General features: G+C 46.7%; 23 protein-coding genes. 5 read left to right on the plus strand and 18 right to left on the minus strand.

Features of this window, described 5'->3' with window-relative positions:
- Nucleotides 1-136: 136 nt before the first annotated feature.
- Entirely contained in the window at nt 137-649 is a 513-nt protein-coding gene (locus RAC89_RS28260) for a hypothetical protein (protein WP_306617031.1), read from the plus strand.
- 94 nt (nt 650-743) lie between these two features.
- Here the strand turns inward: RAC89_RS28260 and RAC89_RS28265 are convergent, their stop codons facing one another.
- Both RAC89_RS28265 and RAC89_RS28270 read right to left on the minus strand, forming a co-directional pair.
- Nucleotides 744-1,196: a VOC family protein gene (locus tag RAC89_RS28265; RefSeq protein ID WP_306617032.1), complete on the minus strand. Its 453-nt coding sequence runs from the start codon at nt 1,194-1,196 to the stop codon at nt 744-746.
- Between the two features lie 164 nt (nt 1,197-1,360).
- On the minus strand, nt 1,361-2,839 hold the full coding sequence (locus RAC89_RS28270; RefSeq protein WP_306617033.1) for a peptidase G2 autoproteolytic cleavage domain-containing protein: 1,479 nt from the start codon (nt 2,837-2,839) through the stop codon (nt 1,361-1,363).
- A 270-nt stretch (nt 2,840-3,109) separates the two neighbouring features.
- Between RAC89_RS28270 and RAC89_RS28275 the strand changes: the two genes are divergently transcribed.
- Nucleotides 3,110-3,973 (plus strand): selenium metabolism-associated LysR family transcriptional regulator, encoded by an 864-nt coding sequence (locus RAC89_RS28275; RefSeq protein WP_306617034.1) that lies wholly within the window; start codon nt 3,110-3,112, stop codon nt 3,971-3,973.
- Between the two features lie 16 nt (nt 3,974-3,989).
- Here the strand turns inward: RAC89_RS28275 and RAC89_RS28280 are convergent, their stop codons facing one another.
- The 4 genes from RAC89_RS28280 to RAC89_RS28295 all read right to left on the minus strand — a co-directional run bounded on the left by RAC89_RS28280 (nt 3,990) and on the right by RAC89_RS28295 (nt 7,704).
- The gene (locus RAC89_RS28280; RefSeq protein WP_306617035.1) at nt 3,990-4,478 is read right to left on the minus strand and encodes an OsmC family protein; all 489 of its coding nucleotides are present in this window, start codon (nt 4,476-4,478) and stop codon (nt 3,990-3,992) included.
- Nucleotides 4,462-5,658, minus strand: coding sequence for a cobalamin-independent methionine synthase II family protein (locus tag RAC89_RS28285; protein WP_306617036.1), 1,197 nt, complete (start codon nt 5,656-5,658; stop codon nt 4,462-4,464). Before RAC89_RS28285 ends, RAC89_RS28280 begins: the two co-directional genes overlap by 17 nt.
- Before the next feature lie 77 nt (nt 5,659-5,735).
- Nucleotides 5,736-6,554 carry a phosphate/phosphite/phosphonate ABC transporter substrate-binding protein gene (locus RAC89_RS28290; protein WP_306617037.1) on the minus strand — a complete coding sequence of 273 codons (819 nt, stop codon included), beginning with the start codon at nt 6,552-6,554 and terminating at the stop codon, nt 5,736-5,738.
- Nucleotides 6,555-6,576: 22 nt separating this feature from the next.
- Nucleotides 6,577-7,704, minus strand: a complete 1,128-nt coding sequence (locus RAC89_RS28295; RefSeq protein ID WP_306617038.1) for an acyl-CoA dehydrogenase family protein — start codon at nt 7,702-7,704, stop codon at nt 6,577-6,579.
- Between the two features lie 301 nt (nt 7,705-8,005).
- On the opposite strand from RAC89_RS28295, the gene RAC89_RS28300 reads away from it, so the two are divergent.
- Together RAC89_RS28300 and map are read left to right on the plus strand one after the other, a co-directional pair.
- On the plus strand, nt 8,006-8,590 hold the full coding sequence (locus RAC89_RS28300; RefSeq protein WP_306617039.1) for a TetR/AcrR family transcriptional regulator: 585 nt from the start codon (nt 8,006-8,008) through the stop codon (nt 8,588-8,590).
- A 7-nt stretch (nt 8,591-8,597) separates the two neighbouring features.
- Nucleotides 8,598-9,344, plus strand: a complete 747-nt coding sequence (gene map, locus RAC89_RS28305; protein ID WP_306617040.1) for a type I methionyl aminopeptidase — start codon at nt 8,598-8,600, stop codon at nt 9,342-9,344.
- A 78-nt stretch (nt 9,345-9,422) separates the two neighbouring features.
- Here the strand turns inward: map and RAC89_RS28310 are convergent, their stop codons facing one another.
- From RAC89_RS28310 to RAC89_RS28360, 11 genes are all read right to left on the minus strand, one after another.
- A complete protein-coding gene (locus RAC89_RS28310) occupies nt 9,423-9,881 on the minus strand; it encodes a hypothetical protein (RefSeq protein WP_306617041.1) in 459 nt (152 codons plus the stop codon).
- A 2-nt stretch (nt 9,882-9,883) separates the two neighbouring features.
- Nucleotides 9,884-10,666, minus strand: coding sequence for a hypothetical protein (locus RAC89_RS28315; RefSeq protein ID WP_306617042.1), 783 nt, complete (start codon nt 10,664-10,666; stop codon nt 9,884-9,886).
- Between the two features lie 104 nt (nt 10,667-10,770).
- On the minus strand, nt 10,771-11,259 hold the full coding sequence (locus tag RAC89_RS28320; RefSeq protein ID WP_306617043.1) for a CBO0543 family protein: 489 nt from the start codon (nt 11,257-11,259) through the stop codon (nt 10,771-10,773).
- Between the two features lie 321 nt (nt 11,260-11,580).
- Nucleotides 11,581-12,009 carry a DoxX family protein gene (locus RAC89_RS28325; RefSeq protein ID WP_306617044.1) on the minus strand — a complete coding sequence of 143 codons (429 nt, stop codon included), beginning with the start codon at nt 12,007-12,009 and terminating at the stop codon, nt 11,581-11,583.
- Complete coding sequence (locus tag RAC89_RS28330) at nt 12,006-12,434, minus strand: SRPBCC family protein (RefSeq protein ID WP_306617045.1); 429 nt, start codon at nt 12,432-12,434, stop codon at nt 12,006-12,008. Before RAC89_RS28330 ends, RAC89_RS28325 begins: the two co-directional genes overlap by 4 nt.
- 61 nt (nt 12,435-12,495) lie before the next feature.
- Nucleotides 12,496-13,452 (minus strand): sigma-70 family RNA polymerase sigma factor, encoded by a 957-nt coding sequence (locus RAC89_RS28335; RefSeq protein ID WP_306617046.1) that lies wholly within the window; start codon nt 13,450-13,452, stop codon nt 12,496-12,498.
- Nucleotides 13,453-13,693: 241 nt separating this feature from the next.
- Entirely contained in the window at nt 13,694-14,110 is a 417-nt protein-coding gene (locus RAC89_RS28340) for a VOC family protein (RefSeq protein WP_306617047.1), read from the minus strand.
- A gap of 937 nt (nt 14,111-15,047) precedes the next feature.
- Nucleotides 15,048-15,815, minus strand: a complete 768-nt coding sequence (locus RAC89_RS28345) for an ABC transporter permease (protein WP_306617048.1) — start codon at nt 15,813-15,815, stop codon at nt 15,048-15,050.
- The gene (locus RAC89_RS28350) at nt 15,816-16,586 is read right to left on the minus strand and encodes an ABC transporter ATP-binding protein (protein WP_306617049.1); all 771 of its coding nucleotides are present in this window, start codon (nt 16,584-16,586) and stop codon (nt 15,816-15,818) included.
- Nucleotides 16,587-16,590: 4 nt separating this feature from the next.
- Entirely contained in the window at nt 16,591-17,466 is an 876-nt protein-coding gene (locus RAC89_RS28355) for a pentapeptide repeat-containing protein (protein ID WP_306617050.1), read from the minus strand.
- Nucleotides 17,467-17,479: 13 nt separating this feature from the next.
- Nucleotides 17,480-17,809 (minus strand): PadR family transcriptional regulator, encoded by a 330-nt coding sequence (locus RAC89_RS28360; RefSeq protein WP_306617051.1) that lies wholly within the window; start codon nt 17,807-17,809, stop codon nt 17,480-17,482.
- 351 nt (nt 17,810-18,160) lie between these two features.
- Between RAC89_RS28360 and RAC89_RS28365 the strand changes: the two genes are divergently transcribed.
- Complete coding sequence (locus tag RAC89_RS28365) at nt 18,161-18,922, plus strand: SDR family oxidoreductase (protein ID WP_306617052.1); 762 nt, start codon at nt 18,161-18,163, stop codon at nt 18,920-18,922.
- 99 nt (nt 18,923-19,021) lie between these two features.
- On the opposite strand, the gene RAC89_RS28370 is transcribed toward RAC89_RS28365, so the two are convergent.
- The gene (locus RAC89_RS28370) at nt 19,022-19,963 is read right to left on the minus strand and encodes a DMT family transporter (protein ID WP_306617053.1); all 942 of its coding nucleotides are present in this window, start codon (nt 19,961-19,963) and stop codon (nt 19,022-19,024) included.
- Nucleotides 19,964-19,974 lie beyond the last annotated feature (11 nt).

The following is a 19,974-nucleotide window of genomic DNA, read 5'->3' on the forward strand; positions in this document are numbered from 1 at the left end:
GTTAATGAGACTGCGAAATAGTTGCCGCCTAAATCTTTGTAATCCTTGCCGCGCGTGAGAGCAGTACAGTCGAAAATATGAACTTTTACATACAATAAACCAATTACGCTAATCCTTCGAAAAGGAGAGGGGGACTATGTCTAGTAAAATCATAGATCGGGAAACAAAATCAATGGTGCGAAAGTGGATCAAAAAAATGAAAAAAAAGAATTACCCCAAAGGAAAAAAAACCGGAAAACGAGCGGAAAAAAAACTGAAATTACCTTATAAAACACTTGGAATCGGAAATTACCGTATTGTTTATGATATGGATAATGGCTACGTTTTAAAAGTAGCAACAACAAAGCAAGGGATAAAAAGTAATCAAATAGAGAAAAAAATATATAAAAAATCTCCGCGGTCCCTTCAAAAACATCTAGCTAAAGTCAAAAAATCGGGATTTGGATGGGTCATTATGAAAAAGGCAGAAGAAATTTCTGAAAAAAAACGATATATCAAGAAAATAACTCGTCTAAAAAAGAAGTTCGGAAAAGCAGGAATTATTGCCCGTGATATCCTCAGAAATAAACCGATATGGCATAATATAGGAAAGTTAAAAAGAAAAATTGTATTGATCGATTATGGAAAATTTAAAATTACTAAAGATTGATCCATATTGCGGCTTAAATTACTTGTAAGGAATCGGACGGTTAGAGGGGTCTGTTAATCATTTTGTGTAAACTCGTTTATGGAAACGTCAGTGCTCATTTGTTACCGAGCTGTTCCGCTAAACCGATTAGAAGTCCTTCAGTTCCACGAATGTAGCAGAGCCGATACGAGTCCCCGTACTGAACCACTTCGCCAACTAGCTGAGCCCCATGCTTAGTGAGTCTCGATACCATTTCGTCAATATCTTCAACGGTGAACATGACGCGTAGATAACCGAGGGCGTTTACAGGAGCAGTCCGGTGGTCTGATATAGTTGGTGGGTTGAGAAATCGCGAAAGTTCAAGTCGGCTGTGGCCATCAGGGGTAACCATCATAGCAATCTCTACGCACTGAGTACCCAGTCCCGTTACGCGACCAGCCCATTCGCCTTCGATAGTGGCTCGCCCTTCGAGCTTCAAGCCGATTTCCTCGAAGAAAGAGATTGCATTATCAAGGGATTCTACAACGATGCCAACATTGTCCATTCTTAGTAGTTTGTTTTTTTCCATAGTTTTTTCTCCTTTGGTGTACAACACCATTCAGTTACGTTACTTCCAAACAAATTATACCATGTCACAGTTCATGATAACAAAAAATGAGAGACCTTTGCCGTAACGGTAAAGGTCTCTCTATTTGAATAGCTGTGTCGTTTCACATCTTTATATCTACATGGCTACTTAACAAAAATTTGGATTTGATTCGGCCCTAATCTTCTCATCACCCGATAGCCTTGATTTGAGACGGTTGCAATTCCCTCATTATTACTCCAGCAATACTGGTCAACCACGCATGTACCGTCATCCCTCACCAGCAATTTCCCAAGTACGCCTACCGCAGCCCACTCAGGACGTTCGTTTCTCGGGATATATTTCTGCTCCTGGTCATATTCAGGATTGAGAATAGGCTCTCTCTTCACATACCCGAGTTGAATAACTTTTCCCTCTTGATCCACACGTTCCTGAATTTCAACTTCATGGTATTGAATATTTCCCCATTCATCTCTAACAAATAAGTTGTGCCATCTCAAATCGCTTGCATCCGCGACTATCGCCGGCCTTGCACTTACCACGCCAAGAATGTAATGATCGTCTGCAGTTGCTTTGCGTATCTTATCTCCCTCTAACGTGACAAAATACCCCGGCATAATAGGATTCATATCATAGGTCTCAAACATTTCTGCATAATCAGCAGCATTGGGTGAAAATATGGTTCCGTCGAGATACATATTTCCTGTTGTTCCCTCTATGATTGCGGAGTTTTGTGAAGGTCCATTCGTCAATCCGTTGGCTAAATGCCAGGAGAATGGAAATCTGGATGTACTGTTATCCCCCATAATATGGGCGCCGGTGTGGACAGCTGCCGTATTTCTCCCTTCAGCATGAGCATAATGGGAAAACGCCAGCGTATTTTCCCCCTCCGCATGGGATGCGCCTCCGCTTGCTCTTGCAAGCAATCCTTCCGCATGAGAATAAAGGCCGGTTGCTTCCGTTCCTAGACCTTCAGCATGAGCCCCCAGCTCACCTGCAATCGTTCTATTCCCTTCAGCATGAGCGAAATTTGCGGTAGCCTTTGTTTCCTTTCCCTCGGCATGTGTTGCTTCCCCTATCGCTATAGTTCCAATACCTTCCGCGTGAGCTGCCAATCCGTTTGCGCTAGAGCGGTTGCCTTCCGCGTGAGCGGCAAATCCGCTTGCGGAGGTGAGTGTGCCTTCTGCATGGGAAAAGTCCCCCAGTGCTTTATTAGCCCCTCCTTCTGCATGTGAGGCAGTTCCTTCCGCATTATTGCCATGGCCTTCGGCATGAGAGCTATTGCGTAATGCACGATTTTGAAAGCCCTCCACATGGGAGTTTTCTCCAATTGCTTGCGTTTCATAACCCTCAGCATGTGAAAAGTCGCCTACGGCAAATGTCGTTTGACCTTCAGCGTGCGAGGCGATTCCCGTGCTTCTGGTAAGATTGCCCTCTGCATGAGAGAAGTTTCCAAACGCGTTGGTTGCGAAGCCTTCTGCGTGGCTACCCAATCCGGTTGCTATGGAATCTAGCCCTTCCACATGCGACGCTTCTCCATTTGCGATCGTTTGAAATCCTTCAGCATGCGAGTACGGACCAAACACTTTATTTCTCGCTAAATTTTTAGGCAGGATGTCTCCCAAAAAACATTCCTCCATTCTGAAATCTGTACTGCCATTAAGGCACGAGTGGATTTCTAGTACAATAGTGTAATCTATTCTGAATATAGCTGTTTTGTATAGGAGTATGCGGATGAACGTCTCACAATGGACCAAATGGGCAAAGAAGCACGTTGTATTGGGGGGCCACAAATTGTAGTGGAACTAACGTTCACCAACAGTGCAACGTTCCTTGGCATGGTTTGTTCAAATGAGGTATGATTCGTTATAAAGATGTGGAAGCAGGTGATTGGAATGGACATGAGATATTTGGAGACCTTCATAAAGGTTTGTGAACTGGGGAGTTATACGGCCGCAGCCGATGCGATGAATATCAGCCAACCCGGCGTCAGCAAGCAAATTGGGCGACTGCAGGCGGGCCTCGGCGTTACTTTATTGCGGCGGGAAGACAATGGGATCAAGCTGACCGAAGCCGGACGTGAAGTATACTTAAACGGTAAAAATATACTTTCGATTTGGAACAAGCTGTCGGATGCCTGCCACAGTGTAAGCAACCAGCTGTCGGGCCTTCTGCGCATCGGTGCCAGCACCATCCCGGCCAAACACCTCTTGCCCGGAATCCTGATGAACGTTCACTCCACCTACCCGCATGTGGAATTGTCCGTCAACGTTGCGGATTCGCAGCAAATACTGGATTCACTTTATCGCGGCTCGATTGATATCGCCTATGTGGGGACCAAACCCGAGCATCCCGAGGCTGATTACATCCCTATGACGGCAGACAAGCTGGTCGTCATCTCCAATCGGCCCGACTGGTCGGATAGGGATTTAGCGGACTGTCCGTTCATTCTCCGGGAAACCGGCTCCGGCACGCGAACCGCTTTCGAGCAAGCCATATCCGCCATGGGGCTGTTGCCGGACAAAGTGAAATGCGCCGCAGAGGTTAGCGATACCGGGCTGATCATACAGCTAGTCGAAGTCGGAATGGGACTTGCCGTCGTCTCCAGTCTGGATGCTGAAAGCCTGATTGAACAGGGCCGCATTAAGGTCGTGCAACAATTGCCGGCCGAGCGGAAATTTTATCTGGTGTTTATGCGCGACTCATCCTGCCGGGCCCTTATCGAGGCGTTCGTGCAACTGGCGACGGCCCCGGTATAACCACAGCACCGGCACCTCATAACAGCTTTTTAAATTGGACCTCAAGCTTCATTGATCTTTTTAGCGTATTGTAAATAGGGGAATTGGCAAGCGCGCCCAAGCAAAAATCATCAAAAGCTTTGTCCTCGAGATCAACATATAAAAAAACGGTCACTATCATTTTCGAGATAAACGGTTCTTCATCGTATCCTTTTACACCAATCAAAGATAAAGGGTTCTCCAGAGAAAGGTTCAAAACGCCTTCCATTTCTTCAATGATGGAGCCCCTTTTTTTCGACTGCTCCAAAAACGACAAAAGGATGCTGCTTAACACGGATCCCGCGAAGTATTCAAGACTAGTGACTGGTTTGTATTCCGAATCAAAACTGATTTGCTTATCGATCTGAACACTGTTTTTATTCGTATAAATTTTCACAGAGGAGAGATCATTGGATGTTCCTCTAAAGTGGAGATCAAAAATTTTGGACTCATATAAGGTGTTTGTTTCATCATTTGCCCGCTTCATGATAGTTGCTCCTTAATATGGAGGCTGCTTCCGTCAACGAACGTATTTTGCCCGAAATCGTTTCAAGTACATTGACAGGACTATTGGCGAAGGTAGCAAACCCGCAGTCCGGATTCAGCCATATTCGGTCCATTGGAAGATAGGTCATGGCCTCTTGCACTCTTGTAACGATAGGGTCTATGGTCTCAATTTCATCCGTACGCGGATTGATTACGCCTAAACCAAGCGCCGTATGCTCTGCAATCCTTGGATCAGCCAATAAGGAGTTCAGCTCCCCTGCCCTTGGCGTGGAAAATTCAAGGGTTAGCAGGTCCGGATTCACCTTGGCAAATAACTCAAGCAGCGGTGTATAGGGTCCGGTTAGTAAAGTACTTTCCTTCTTGCTCCAGTTGCCCCTGCAGACATGTAGAGAAGCGACCGTCTTGCTTCGGTCAATATGCTCCATAATTTGTCCAATCAAGGAACCTGCAAATTCAAGCTCCTCTTTCGGATCCTTTCTCTCGGAGAGAGCCGCGCACATAAAGGATCTTGGCTTTCCCTCTGTGAACACAACCTCGGTTAGCACCGGCTCGTCAAATTGAATCACATCAACCCCTAATCTCACAAGGTTGTCTATTTCTTCCTTCAAGATCCTTATCACATCTTGTCCAAGCTCTTCCTTGCTCCCGTATACTTTGCCGGAAAGATTAGGAAGCCACATTGACCGGGTAAGCAGATAGGGGCCCGGTAATGTAACCTTAACGGGTTTGTCGGTGAACTTCTTCAGGGTCAAAAGCTCACTCGCGACAATATCCCCATTGTACTGCAGCTTACCGGTACAAATCGCATTCTTAATACTTACGGCCGGAACATCAAGTGCGGTCAGCATGTCCTCAAACGCCTTTTTATCATCCACGTAATCGAGCATTTCACTCATGCTCATCATTTGAACGCCGCCTATTTTATCGGAAACGAAGGAAACATAATTATCCCGTCCCAGCTCGCCGCTGGTGATGACATCTATCCCCAAATCCTCCTGCAGCTTGACGACTTTACGAGTTTCTTCCTCAAGAAGCTGGTTGAAGTCGTTTGCCTCCATCCTTCCGCTTCTCTTCATTCTTAAGGCGCTTAGCACCATTTTTGATCTTGGCATGCTTCCGATTAAGGAGGTAGGGAATAACGGTAAATTCTGCTTTTTCATGTGTATAATCTCCCGAAGTGATATAAATAGTGAAAAGAGAAGTAGCGGAACCATCCACGCTTCTCTTTTTGATATGATTACTTATTCAAGAACTTCAAATAGTCATTGGCTTCGCGCAGCTGCTGAAATCCCGTAATTCTGCCTTCCACCCATTTCTTCAAGCCTTCCATATCCATCATTTTCTGATGCGCTTCATTGGTATAGTCCATTCGGTGAAGCACCTTTTGCCATTCCGCGAATCTTTCCGTTGAAAAATCAGGATGTGCGGTGAAAATGCAGTGGTCAAACAAATCCGTCGTATCTAGGCATACCAATTGATTTTCATCAACGGTGCCATCCTTCTTCCAGGCTTCCCAGTTCAAGTCCAACGTTACAGAAGCGTCAACCGTTCCCGCCATCAATGCTTTCATGGCATCCAGCTCTCCCCCGACATGGTCTCCATGGAGGCCAACGCCGATGTCAAACCTTTGCTCCGTATAGTCCGCCCCATACTCAAGTCCATTCTTATGCAAATGGTTGATTGGAATCAATCTTGCTTGAGGAGAATCTATCGCTCCAAAGCCAATCGTCTTGCCCCTTAGCCCATCGAGACTGGTAATGCCGCTGTCTTTCCGAACAACGAAGATGGTCTTTCTGTCTCGGTCCGTATCTCTCATGGAACCCATTTGGCAGTTTCCGTCTGTTCGAAGATAAGTATCCAACCAAGCCAGAGGGGAATTCCAGGCGATGTCAATTTCCCGGTTCATCAAGCCGTCAACCTGATCTTCATAATCCTTATAGAAGACACATTCGATTTCCAGCCCTTCCTCTTTGAAAAAATCTGCGATGATCCCCCAGATTACAGTAACCCGAGGATCGTAAATAACCGCCCCGACTTTTATTTTATCGTTACTCAACAGAGCTCACTCCTTTGTTTCTTTATGGAATCATCTGACCCGTTAATGCTTTTCCAAGCCAAACAGTCAAAACGTCGGCACTTGGAGCCATAATTTGACCTGCGTATGCGTCTCGCAACAGCCTTTCGAGTGGAAGAGCCTTATTGTAAGCTTTTCCACCACCAACTCTCATAGCAAGCCTTCCACATTCGATTGCTGCTTCCGAGGCAAAGATTCTGGCCGACAAAATCTTGGCAAGTGCGTCAGCTTCTCCGCCCGCGCCTGCTCTGGCGGCTTCCATCGTGATTGCTTTTGCGGCAGATGCCTGTTTGTAAATATTCGCTATATGAATTTGGATAGTTTCAATATTGGACAAAGTGCTTCCATCCGGATATTTCCTGTTCGCAGCATGGCCGCTGGCTATTTCGAACATATGCATGGCCGTACCGCTGTATACAGCTCCAAGCCCAGTAATGAAGAATGGAGCGACTACATTGAATACCTGCTCCTGACCCGAACCCTCCGCTCCGATGCGGTAAGATGAATCCAACGTTACATGATCAATGTTTATGGGACACGACGAATTACCCCTCATTCCCATGCCTTGCCATTCTGACAATTCAAAAGACAAGCCTTTCGATTCGAGAGGGAATACCCAGTTGTTAATCTTTCCTTCTTCCACAGATGGCGCAAGAACGAGATAGTAGGACGCATAGGATGCGGACGTTACCATGCTCTTCTTTCCATTGAACGTTGTGTGGTCCCCGTTAACGTCAGCAGTCATTTCTGTAATATAGAAATGGGTACCTGACCCGAATTCGCTATAGGCCAAAGCCATGAATTTTCCGTTTTCTATAATGTCGGTAAAAATCTTTTTCTTCAGTTCATCGCTACCATGAGCGACCAAGCACATCACTGCGACATTATGCATCATATAGCAAAGAGCCGTAGTCGAGCAGGTCTCCGCGAATGCCAGACAAGCCTGGGCGTGCTCCTCAAGTCCTTTGCCAAATCCGCCGAATTGTTCCGGTATAAGGAGCTTCAAAAAGCCTTGTTCCCCTAGCTCCTTAAAGGATTCCTCGGGAAATCTCGACTCCTTGTCTGTCCGATCTGTGTAGGGTTCTATGTAGGACTTTGCAAAATCCTTGCCTTTTTGATAAACGTGGTTCATAAAGTTACCTTCCTTCTCCCGGGTAATTACTCATTGCCTTCTATCAATTCAAAAATACTGAAAAAGCTGATCCGCCTGCGATTTACCAACTACGAATCGACAAGAATCATATAAATAACTATATCATAACCCTAATATTGAATGATAGTTTTTCATAGTGCTTATAACAAAATGGAATAGATAAAACTGGCTTAACACAAATTGATCTCCACCAACAGAGAAATTTGCATATCTCTGCCACATGCGATAATATTTTATATAGACAAATTTGCAGGTCTAAATAAGGAGGTTCACACATTCTATGTGTCCCCGTACCAAAGAACAAAATGAGCTCATCCGCACGCAGCGTAGAGAACAGATCCTAGACGCCGCCGCACGCGCTTACTTCCGCACGGGCGGCAGCTTTGATATTCGCGATGTCGCCCGCGAGGCAAAGCTCGGTTACGGCACAGTGTACCATTATTACCCCAACCGACTTTTATTGATACAAGATGTGCTCGATAGCGGTTTCGAACGATGCGAGATAGCCCTAGAAGAATGGGCAAACATCCGCGGTGTACGCCCGAATGACAGGCAGGTTGCTACGTATTGCAAGGCGCTGCTTCGGCTATGGCAGTCGGATGCCCGAGCATATCTCGTCTACAAGATGGCGGCGGAACATTATGTAGGCTTGTCTGAGAAGGATCGGCTCCCTGCTAAGAGACGGTTCATGGAACGGCTGTACGTTCCACTCCAAACGATCATCCAGCGCCATGACGATAGCGTCGACCATATGCTTGCCGTGCTGGTCGGCTGCTGCGGGCTACACTACTACGCGGGCACTTCTGAGCTGGACGTCGATCGAATCGCCCATCTTGCGGCGCAAGCTATTACTAAGGAGTCCTGATACGAACATGATCATCTTAAAAAGCAAATATGAAATCGAGGCCATCCGCAAGGCATGCCAAGTGGTGGCCGAATGCCATCGAACGATCGCACCGCTCATCCAGCCGGGCATCACGACCAACGAGATTGAGCATATCTTCGAAGAGATTATTTTGAAGCACGGCGCCAAGCCCTACACGAAGGGCTACAAGGGCTATCAATATGCGACCTGCGCCTCCATCAACGACGTGATCGCGCATGGATTCCCCAGCGATAAGCCACTTGAGGAAGGTGATATCGTGACGATCGACACGGTCGCAGAGCTTGACGGCTGGCTCGGCGATTCGGCCTGGAGCTATGCGGTCGGGAAGATCTCGCCGACGGCCAAGAAGCTGATGCGCATCACGAAGGAATGCCTTGACCTCGGCATCGCGCAGGCGCAGCCCGGCAATCGGCTCGGCGACGTGACAAGCGCGATCCAGCGGCATGCCGAATCGAACGGCTTCGGCGTCGTGCGCGACCTTCTCGCGCATGGTATTGGCCGGGACCTGCACGAGGATCCGAACTATATACATGTCGGCAAGCCCGGCAAAGGCCCTCGCATCAAGGAAGGCATGGTGTTCACGATCGAGCCCATGATCACCGAAGGCACCTACCACATGACAATCGACGCGGATGGCTGGACCGCACGGACATTGGATCGCAAGCTCGCCGCACAATACGAGCATACGATCGCCATCACCGCTGAAGGCCCACAGATCTTGACCGCTCAATAGAATAATAAGAAGTCGACCAAAGAGATGGTCGACTTCATTCGTTTGCTCCGACTGTGGAGTATGCCAGTCTTGGTGTTCTTATCTAGTTATAGCCAAGCCAAGAGCTTTATGATCCCAGAGTATATCTTCTACAACCGATACCTGATTGTCCTCACACGTAACAATTAGTATGACATCTCCCTTTTTGCCCATTTTAAGTTGAAGTTGCTTTTTGTTACGTTTCAAAAGGTAAACTAACCAATTCAGGGCAACTCCTATTAGAAATCCTAAAATAGCACCGACAATTCCCCAGATAATTGGCCCTCCTTGCCATACGAACCCTTTACTAGCACCGATGGTTGAAAACATAAAGGCAAAAATCATACCTTTATCGATAAATGACAGTCCATCAGCTCGGTGTATACTATCAAGAAGTCTCGGTTCTTTTTTACGCATATCAAGCGGTACTGCGTAAACGGCTGTTATTCCCTTCTCTTCAAGTTCTGTAATGGCTATTTCAAGGAAGGTTGAATACTCGAATGTGGCCAAAATTTGCATAGTCATTTATCTCCAATTGTGATGATATGCCCAACTGGCTGGTAATTTTCTATTAGGTATCGTTTTTGAGATTCGTCAAACAGCTTGTTATTTTCTACGGTGTTCGTATAGGAATCATAAATTGTAAAGAAATAATAGGAGGGGAAATACAAAAGCCATTGCCTATCAAGGACCGAAGAAGAGGTGCCCACATCCCCTAAGATCAGATAGTGTAATGAGAGGATTAGATTCGATTGCCATACGATTACAATTGTACTTAATAAAATAAATGTAGCCAAAACAATACGATGTAAATACAGTTGGCCAACGCTAGGGATTCCCATCGACCATACAACAGCTAACCATGGTTTACGTTTATCGAGGTAATTGATCTCCAGTGCTCCTATGCTAAACTCATTAAAGCGTCCTTTTTCCCTTTGGGCCAGAAGATATATTTTGTTCATATCAACCGCCGTTCGATAACTATCATAAATAGCAAATAAGTAAACTGGGATATAAAGTGTCATGAATTTCGGATCCAATACATCTCTGGCTGCCTGGAATTGACCGTTAAATGTATAAACCATGGCTGCATTTAATTGTATTTTCTGGTTAATAAACATCTCCCACAGAATCAGAGCATATCCACGCAGATATTTATTTAAGAGCAGATGTCCAAAACCGGGAAAAGCTATTGACCAACAGGCGATAGTAATTGGATTACGTTTATGCAGTTGCGTTGTTCCCAGTATGCTAACGTGCGCCAAGTAACGTCTATTATGAAGTTTATTTCTAAAGTTTTCCATAAGCTCCTCCCTAATGTTACCATTACCACACAAAATTATGTTTTCCTTTTGGCAAGGAGGATATGTATTCAACTAAACGGCCCGTTTGCTTAACCTACTGATGTTTACCAACTGTATCCCTTTCCGCTATTTCTATATATCCAAAGAAAATAGGTTCTTGATATTAGAAAGGTCAACCATAACATAATCCACGTCCAATACCAGGTCCAATGAATATAGTCTATTAATTCCGTTTTATGCTCAAAGATAACTTCCAACAACGTCATGATTGTCGGAAATCCGAGTACCCATCCGATTTTCTTCCATATCGCCCCCACCGGATAGCGCAAATTAAAAATAACGCACAGTGAAGGATAAATAAAATATTCAAACGAAAAGCTTGTCCCACCAGCCTTAACAAACTCTCGGATGGGGTATTGAATAAGCCCTAACTCCACAACAATCAGTCCAAAACTCCATGTCATGGTTTGTTTAAAAAAGAAAATAATCGACGCCTCGCGAAGTTTGTCCTTAGGAGTCGATAAAATGAGAAGGAGTAAAGTAATTAGGTTAATGGCTATGAGAATTACTCGATCTATTGTCTCTTCGGACATTTATATCCCTCTTTTTTACAGTTCCCTGAAGGAGAAAAGCCCGTCAGTAAACCGAATTATCTTTATGGTAACAAAAGGAACTGTGGATATTCTCCCCAAAAGTCAATTGAATTATCCTGCCAGTTAGCCTAATGAAAAGACAGCCAAGCAAGTGGCCGGCTGCCGCGGTTTCATGTTTCAACTAACGTATCCATAGTGGGACTGCAATCCTAAAGGATCTACTCTCATGTTGATTAAAAAAGGTGGCGCCTCCTGATGGGGCTAATCCCGTATCGACGCAACAAAAAAGCCGCCGTTCTTATCTCGGCGGCAGTATATATGTTATTCGCGTTCTCCCCAGAGAAGACTGCGCAATCTTCGATCGCTCAGCCACAGCGCTCCCCATGCCAGTATAGCCACATAGACGGGGAACAGCAGATGAGACCATAACGGGTTATCCACCCTGAGATGTGTGGCCACGGCGCCTCCTAAGAAGCCTGTGAGCAGCAGCGCCCCTAAGAAGCGCGTTCGCGGTATGGCATACAGGATGGTGCAGAGCAAGGCTAGAACGCCCATCGTTGTAAGGTGATGCTCCGCATAGCCTAGCATGACTGAGCCGTCTACCACTGCCGCGGGCTTCGCCATTTTCCCGATCCCATCGAACAGCATAAACAGAATAACAATCCCGCTCATGATACGCGCTGTCCATAGACGTGCTCTAGAGATGTCGTGTACCGGCGTTGTCCCTGTCTTCGTATTCGTCTCGATCATCGGGATTCCTCCGTGTATTTCTTGAAATTGTCCAAAATCGCTTGCCATCCCGCCTGCTGCATGTCAATGGAATGCGTGCTCTCCGCGTCGAATATCTCCACCACCTTCGTTTCGTTCCCTTGATTCATGAAGGAGATCTCCACCTTTCTCCCGTCTTCCATTGTGTACGAAATTTGCTCATGCGGTTTCACAACGTCGTACGTTCCAAAGAAGTCAAACCCCATACTACCGTCCTTTGCTTCCATCCGAGTAAGAAACCTGCCTCCCACCCGCAGATCATTCTCCGCCCTTGGCGCGTGCCACGTGTCCGTTGCTTGATTCCACTTCGTGATGTGCTCCGGTTCGGACCAGTACCTCCATACCTTCTCTACTGGCGCCTCAATAACAGCTTGCACGGTTACTTTCGTCGGTTGATTCGTTTCCATTGTAAAAACACCCTCTCTTATTTTTGTTTTCACTTCTATAGACGAAGCCAACCGATGAAATTCATCGGTCTAATCGATCCGGAAGCCCGAATCGGGCAAATAATTTTCGATTGATAAAATTTTGGACGTGGAATACTTTGTTATCTTTCACTTCTAAGATGTGAATTCCCCAAGGGACCAAGCTGTCCTCTTCCCTGCTCCACATATACTGCGCTAACGCGGGGTAACCGCCATTCGCCGTAACCGGCACAAACCGGGATCCTTCGCAATGCGGGCGCGTAAGCGTGAAGAACTTGAACAAATCGTCCTTGCCGCGCACCCACATAGGGAAAGGCGGCATCGACATCCGACCCTCTTCATGAAACAAGGCAACCAGGGCGTTGATATCGAATTGCTCGAAGGCTTCCACATAACGCGACAGCAATTCCTGATCAGGCGCTTCTTCGCTCCTGCCCAATTCATCGGAACGGAGTTGTTCCCGCGTAAGCGTTTCTCTGGCTCTCTGCAGAGCGCTGTTGACCGCTGCCGGCGACATGCCTAACGTCTCTGCGATCTGCTTGGAGGGCCACTCGAATACATCCTTCAAAATGATCACCGCACGTTGACGGGGAGGTAGGATCTGTAAAAGTGTAATAAAACAGATATGCAGCGTATCTTTACGGATGAAGATATCCTCCGGATTATTCGAAAAATCAGGGGCCGGCCAGATCCAAGACGAATCAGGCAACGTCTCGCGAGGTTCGACAATGGATTCCGCAGGGCCGGAGAAGTCTACAGGGCGAATGCGGCGTTTCGCTTGTCTTAGCTTGTCCAGGCAAATATTTGATGCGATCCGATAGACCCACGTTTTAAATGAGGCCTCCTGTCGGAAGGAGTTCCAGCTTTGCCAGACGCGAATGAAGGTTTCCTGCACGGCATCGTCTGCATCATCGATAGACCCTAGCATCCTATAGCAGAAAGAGGTTAATCCCGGCTTCAACTCGTCAAATAACTCAAGTTCTGGTGCGGTTACGTTCATTGCGTTGTCCACCCTTCAAGGAAAGAATTCTTCAATACTATAATACCTATTGACGAATTCGTTTGTATATAAGAAAAGCTTCTATCGAAGCCCTCTCGGGGATGTACATTCGTGAGCAAGAGGAAGTTTTTCTTGAAACTTTAGAATCCTTGAGCTCCGCTCAAAACTTATAAATTCTAATGTTATAAAAAAAGAGCAGCGCCACCAGATGGTGGGCAACTCTTTCTTCGTGAGGTATGGTTTACATCTCCGTGTAGACCTGGAAGGTCACGCCGAACTTGTCCGTGACATCGCCGAATCCAGGGCTGAAGGATTCCTCCCGAAACGGCATATTGACATGGCCGTCTTGCATCAGAGCTTCGAAGATTCGCTTTGACTTCTCAACCTCGTTCGTCGTAATGCAGATCGTCACCCGTTTCCCGGTTTCGATCGGCGAACTCCAGGGCGCATCCGAGAACATCAGCTCCGATTCGCCCACTCTCAGCTTCGCATGCGCCACAAGACCCTTCAGTTCGTCGGTAAATGTATTGGGCATGTTCGGCATGTCTCCGTAAGTCGTAATGAATAGAATCTCAGCACCAATGGTTTGCTCGTAGAACTGAATGGCTTCCTTCGTACGTCCTTCCAAATTAATGTAAGGGGTTAGTTTTACCGTCATCGTTGGTTCCTCCTAGAGTTTGAATTGAGTGTAATTTCCGATTCATACCTTAAGACGTTCGAGTCACCGTAAATTCATCGGTGCGTCGAAAACATCGGAATCCAACCGATATCTATCTTCAGTTTATTAATCGCGCAACAGCTTCTCTGCGGGGCCAGCAATCAATGAACTATCCTCCCCGTTAACCTAATGAAAAGGCAGCCAAGCGAGTCGCTGGCTGCTGCGGTGTCCTGTTTCAACTAACGTCTCCCGATGCTTATTGAAATCTCGATTTCGTTAAGAGTGACATTGTCCTTTAAAAGTAATTTCTCTTTGATTTCTGCATCGGGACAGCCCTGTAACGTTCTGCTCCCTTATTACTGCGCTATCGTTTCCCGATAGTGTTCAAAATTCTATCTGCATTTTGCATTACCCTTCACTTTATTGGCATTCTGTTTTCAATGTCTGATGTCTAAGGATAAGTGCCGAAAGTAATAGATTTCGCCAGGCTTTGCACTCCGGTTTACAATGTAGAGGCAAGGCTACCAATATTCTTTTATAATCTTTATATGTTTATTATGTTTATTATGTTTACTTTGTTTATCATGTATAATATTATTATTATTATTATTATTATTATTATTATTATTATCTTTATTGAACAACATTTGCTCAAAAAAATTTCCCAAAAAAATAACTAATGCCCTCAACCTTCCCTATTGGAAAGATCGAGGGCACCACACAAGCCGCCGTAGGATCCAACTACTGTAGCCATTCAATTATCGTTCCCAAGCAGCTTAATAACAGCAGTAAGTATCTGCCTTTGCGATACTCGCAGGAATGAGATAAAGTTCTTGTCAAAATGGGGATGGAATAACGTTCTTGTCTTCAAATTTGACAACAACTTTATCCCACAACAAAACGTAATATGACGCAACCAGTAATGAAGTATTTGTTTTTATACTCTCTTTTTATACGCCCTCATTGCAAACATATAAGATATGAGCATAATTCCGATGCACCACGCAAGCGTGATCCAAATGTCATTGTTGAACGGCTGACCCGACAGCAATGCACGAATGGATTCTACGATCGAGGTCACCGGCTGGTTTTCGGCAAAGACGCGAACGCCGGTCGGCATCGATTCAGTTGGCACAAATGCCGAACTGATAAATGGCAAGAAGATAATGGGATAGGAAAAGGCGCTCGCACCATCGACCGTTTTTGCGGACAGTCCGGCTATAGCTGCGACCCATGTTAAGGCCAGTGTAAACAGAGCGAGTATTCCAGCTACAGCAAGCCAAGGCAGCACTCCCGCGGACGAACGAAAACCCATTATTAATGCTACAAGAACGATGACGACAACCGAAATGGCATTGGACACCAGAGAGGTCAGCACATGCCCCCAAAGTAAGGCGGAACGTGAAATCGGCATAGTGTGAAATCTCTCGAGTATGCCCCGCTGCACATCGGTAAACAGACGGTAAGCCGTGTAGGATACTCCGCTGGCGATAGCCATTAGCAGTATGCCTGGCAACAGGTAATTCACATAGTTATCCGTTCCGACCTGAATTGCACCGCCAAACACATAGACGAACAGCAGCATCATTGCAATCGGGATGAGGGTGACCGTGATGATGGTATCCATACTACGGAATATATGACGCATGGAACGTCCAAGCATAACGCTAATATCGGTGAAGAAATGATATTTTGACGCCTCCATTTAGTTTCCCCCTTTTTTACCGACGATAGCAAGGAAGATATCCTCTAATGTCGGTTGCTTTTCAACATACTCCACTTTTAAAGAAGGGAACATTTTTTTTAACTCCTGGAGCGTGCCGTTAGCGATAATCCTACCCTCATGCAGTATGGCAATTCGGTCGGCAAGCTGCTCTGCCTCTTCCAAGTACTGCGTAGTGAGAAGTACCGTTGTTCCGCCGTCGGCAAGCTCTTTGACAATCTTCCAAACCTCGATTCGCGCCTCGGGGTCAAGCCCGGTGGTTGGCTCGTCGAGAAAAATGGTCTGCGGATTTCCTACAAGGCTCAAGGCGATGTCGAGCCTGCGGCGCATACCGCCCGAATAAGCGGACACCTTACGGTCAGCAGCTTCTGTCAGGCCGAATCGTTGTAACATGTCATCCGCCACCTGACGCGGGTCTTTGAGGTATCGCAGCTTAGCAATCATAATCAGGTTTTCCCGTCCGGTTAAAATTTCGTCCACAGCGGCGAATTGCCCGGTCAGACTGATCGCCTGCCGCACGTTATCGGGTTTGGACGAAACATCGAATCCATTTATGACTGCGGTTCCGCCGTCCGGTTTGAGCAGCGTGGTGAGGATTTTGACAATGGTTGTCTTGCCTGCCCCGTTGGAGCCGAGGAGAGCGAAAATACTGCCCTTTTCCACATCGAAATCTACGCCCTTCAGCACTTGGAGCTGTTTGTACGATTTCTTCAACCCTTTTACTTGAATGGACTTGGTTTGCGCAGCTTGCATAGGATTACCTCCCTTCATTGACAGTCACTTTTGACAAATCGGCTCCCATGCCTTTGAGCACAGCGAAAGTCAGTTTATCCATCGTTGCGCCGTCAAAGCAGACGGTTTTGATCATACGATAGTATTTATTCGTGAGAGTAAATCCGGGCTGGAAAGAAACATTTTTAAATGTAGCGCTCTTGAACGAAACGTTGTTTAATCCCGCTCTATCGAACTTAACGCCGATAAACGTCTGTCCGTCCAAACACTGCCCGGTCAAATCGGAGTATTTAAAGTCAACCCCATCAAATATGCAACCTTCAAAAATCGTTTTTCTAAGATCGCTCGTCGAAAACGTTACATCGGTCAGTCTTACGCCTGTGAATTTGGCTCCTTCAAGGCCTGCCGCGCTGAAGTTGGTGCGCACAAGGATCGTCTTATTGAAGCTTGCATTCGCCAGGTCAAGAGCCGATAGACTGCAGTCTGTCAGGTTCGCGCCGTCAAAATTGGCTTCGCGTACGTCACTGCCCTTAAACGAACTGCCGGTCAAATCTGCGCCCGAAAAGTCGGAACCGTGCAACGCGCTGCCTTTAAACTGTCCTTTATGGGCCGTAACGCCTGCAAAGTCGCTTTTCGTCAGGTTGCTTCCGCTAAAGTTTGTCAGTACTTGCCGTTCCAGCGAACGGGAGAGGTTGGCGACCTCCAGGATCGTTTGCTCGATATCGCCGATACTCTCAATCGTCATCTTAAACGCTGTTTCATCGTCCTTGCCCTCAGCTCTGAGTTCACGGTATCGCTCCTGCAAATCGGAGAGCAGGTCGGCCTTCAATTCGGTGACACTTTTTACCCCATCGTATGGCATAAACACGCTGTTCAAATAATCCGTCACTTTCTGATTCATCTCATCAATCTCCTTATAATAAGTTTTCTAACACGCGTTTTGCATACTCCCAGTTGCTCTTGTTGCGGGCGTATGTATCCTTGCCCCTTGCGGTAATTCTAAAATATTTGCGACGTCCGCCCTGTGATTCATCGCCCCAATACCACTCGATATCGCCGTCTGCTTCTAGCCGACGGAAGCTGGAGTACATTGTAGCTTCCTTTAGTTCATACTCGCCGCCCGAACGATCGGCAATCAGCTTGACAATCTCGTAACCGTAACGATCCGCTTCGGATAAGAGCCGTAAAATCATCGTATCCGTATGTCCGCGTAACAGGTCGGATGTGATTTTGTTCTCGCTCACTTCAATCACCTCCATACCTGCATGATAAAACATATTACTGTGTCTGTCAAGGTACTGTTTTAGTTTTAATACTTTGTCTAAAACAATTCATGAAAGACAAAATAAAAAACCGCGATTTGCGCGGTTTCCTAGGCAGTTACTAGTATCAGCAAATCTCGTGCACCGGGTAGATTTACCTTTGAATGGTTGTAGGTTTCCTAACTCAAGGTCCTGAACTGTTCGTTCATGAGTGAATAAAGGTGTATCTCACCTGGGCAACATTGGATAAGGGAACATTTGACAAGCTTCCTCCGCAATTACGAACCGGACAGGTGACTAGTATCATTGCTTCATTTTGAGAGGGGTATATAAATGCGTTTAGAAGGCAAAGTAGCCATTGTTACTGGAGCTGCATCGGGCATGGGTAAGGCAATCGCTGAACTTTATGCAAAGGAAGGCGCGAAGGTTGTTGCAACGGATTTGAACCTGGAAGGGGTTCAATCCGTTGTAACAGGTATCACGGAAAACGGGGGCATGGCGATTGCGCTCAAGACGAACGTCGGAGAACTGGATGACGTCAATGCGATGATCGACACGGCTGCGAATGAATTCGGCACTCTAGATATACTGGTCAACAATGCCGGCATCATGGACAACATGGCTGCGGTAGGCGACGTAGACGATGCCCGTTGGGATCTCATCTTTGATGTGAATACGAAAAGCGTCATGCGCGCAATCCGCAAGGCTCTTCCGATTTTCCTTGAGAAGGGCAAGGGCGTTATCGTCAACATTGCTTCCACCGGCGGCTTCAGCGGCGCTCATGCAGGAGCTGCTTATGTTGCTTCCAAGCATGCTGTTGTCGGCCTGACGAAGAACACGGCGTTTATGTATGCTCAGAAGGGTATTCGCTGCAATGCCATCGCTCCGGGAGCAACCATTACAAACATCAGCTCTTCGATGACCAATTTGAATGAATTCGGAGCGTCGAGAACGAAAATTACTCAAGGAGTCATTCCTCGCGCAGGCACTCCGGAAGAGATCGCGCAAGTGGCTCTGTTCCTTGGCTCCGACGAATCGAGCTTTGTCAACGGTGCGATCGTGACTGCGGACGCAGGTTGGACGGCAGCATTCTAATCCAACTCAGTATAACTATGAGGCAACAGGCGGCTTAGCTGCTTGTTGCCTTTTTTCCATTCGCAAAGGCAAGCAACCGGAACCCTTGAAACGAGTCCCCTATCCGGCTTTAGCACGATTGAGAACATGCTGCTCCCTTTTCTTCCCAAACAGATTGGTTCCCATGACTCCGGCGATAATAAGCGCAGAACCGGCAATATGATACAGTCTGACTTCCTCCCCAAGCAAAAACGCTCCGGCAGCGATGGACACAATGGTCGATAGATTGGAAAATACACTCACTCTGGAGGCTTCAATTTTAGTCAAGGCATAGTTTGAACTCAGCGCCGTTACCAGTGTGGACAAAATGCCAAGATAGAGGATGGCCGCGATAAACGTACCGCTAGCAAGCGGAGAGAACAATTGATCGAGCGTTTCTGTGGCTGCATGCCCCGCAAGTGACACGGCAAGGAAAGATAGAAAGGCAATACCCAGCATGACATACGTCATTTCCGCTGGACTGAACGATTGGAGAAGCCGCCTCGCGAGCACGTTGTACCCAGCCACAACCAAGCAGGATAAGAATAAGAGAACAATCCCTGTCATGTTGGACCAATCGATGCGGCTGCCCTTCATGATAAAAATGAACAGAACTCCGCTGACCGACAGACCGATGGATAGCTTTTGCAGGAGGGTGGTTGTTTCTTTCAAAAACAAGAACGCCAGCAGCACCGTTAAAACCGGTGTGAAAGCAAACAGAATGCCTCCTTCGCTGGACGTGGCGTGCTTCAGGCCGTAGGATTGGAGCGTGAAAAATCCAAGCGGATACAAAGTGGTCAGGAGCAGCACCTTGCGAAGCTTTTTCCCGCGGTAGTTCAAACGGACCCGGCCCAGCATGACGGGAATGGACATCACGGCGAAGGATGCCGCAAACCGGAATGTCAGTGTATCCATAGGCTCTGCGAAATCTAGAGCAATCTTAGTGAATAAAAATGAAAATCCCATGATGATAGCGTTCATAATCGTATATAGATAAGCAAGTTTCAATCCCGATGGATTCATCGATGCAAGTA

It is taken from the genome of Paenibacillus sp. GD4 (assembly GCF_030846225.1).
Lineage (GTDB): Bacteria > Bacillota > Bacilli > Paenibacillales > NBRC-103111 > Paenibacillus_G > Paenibacillus_G silviterrae.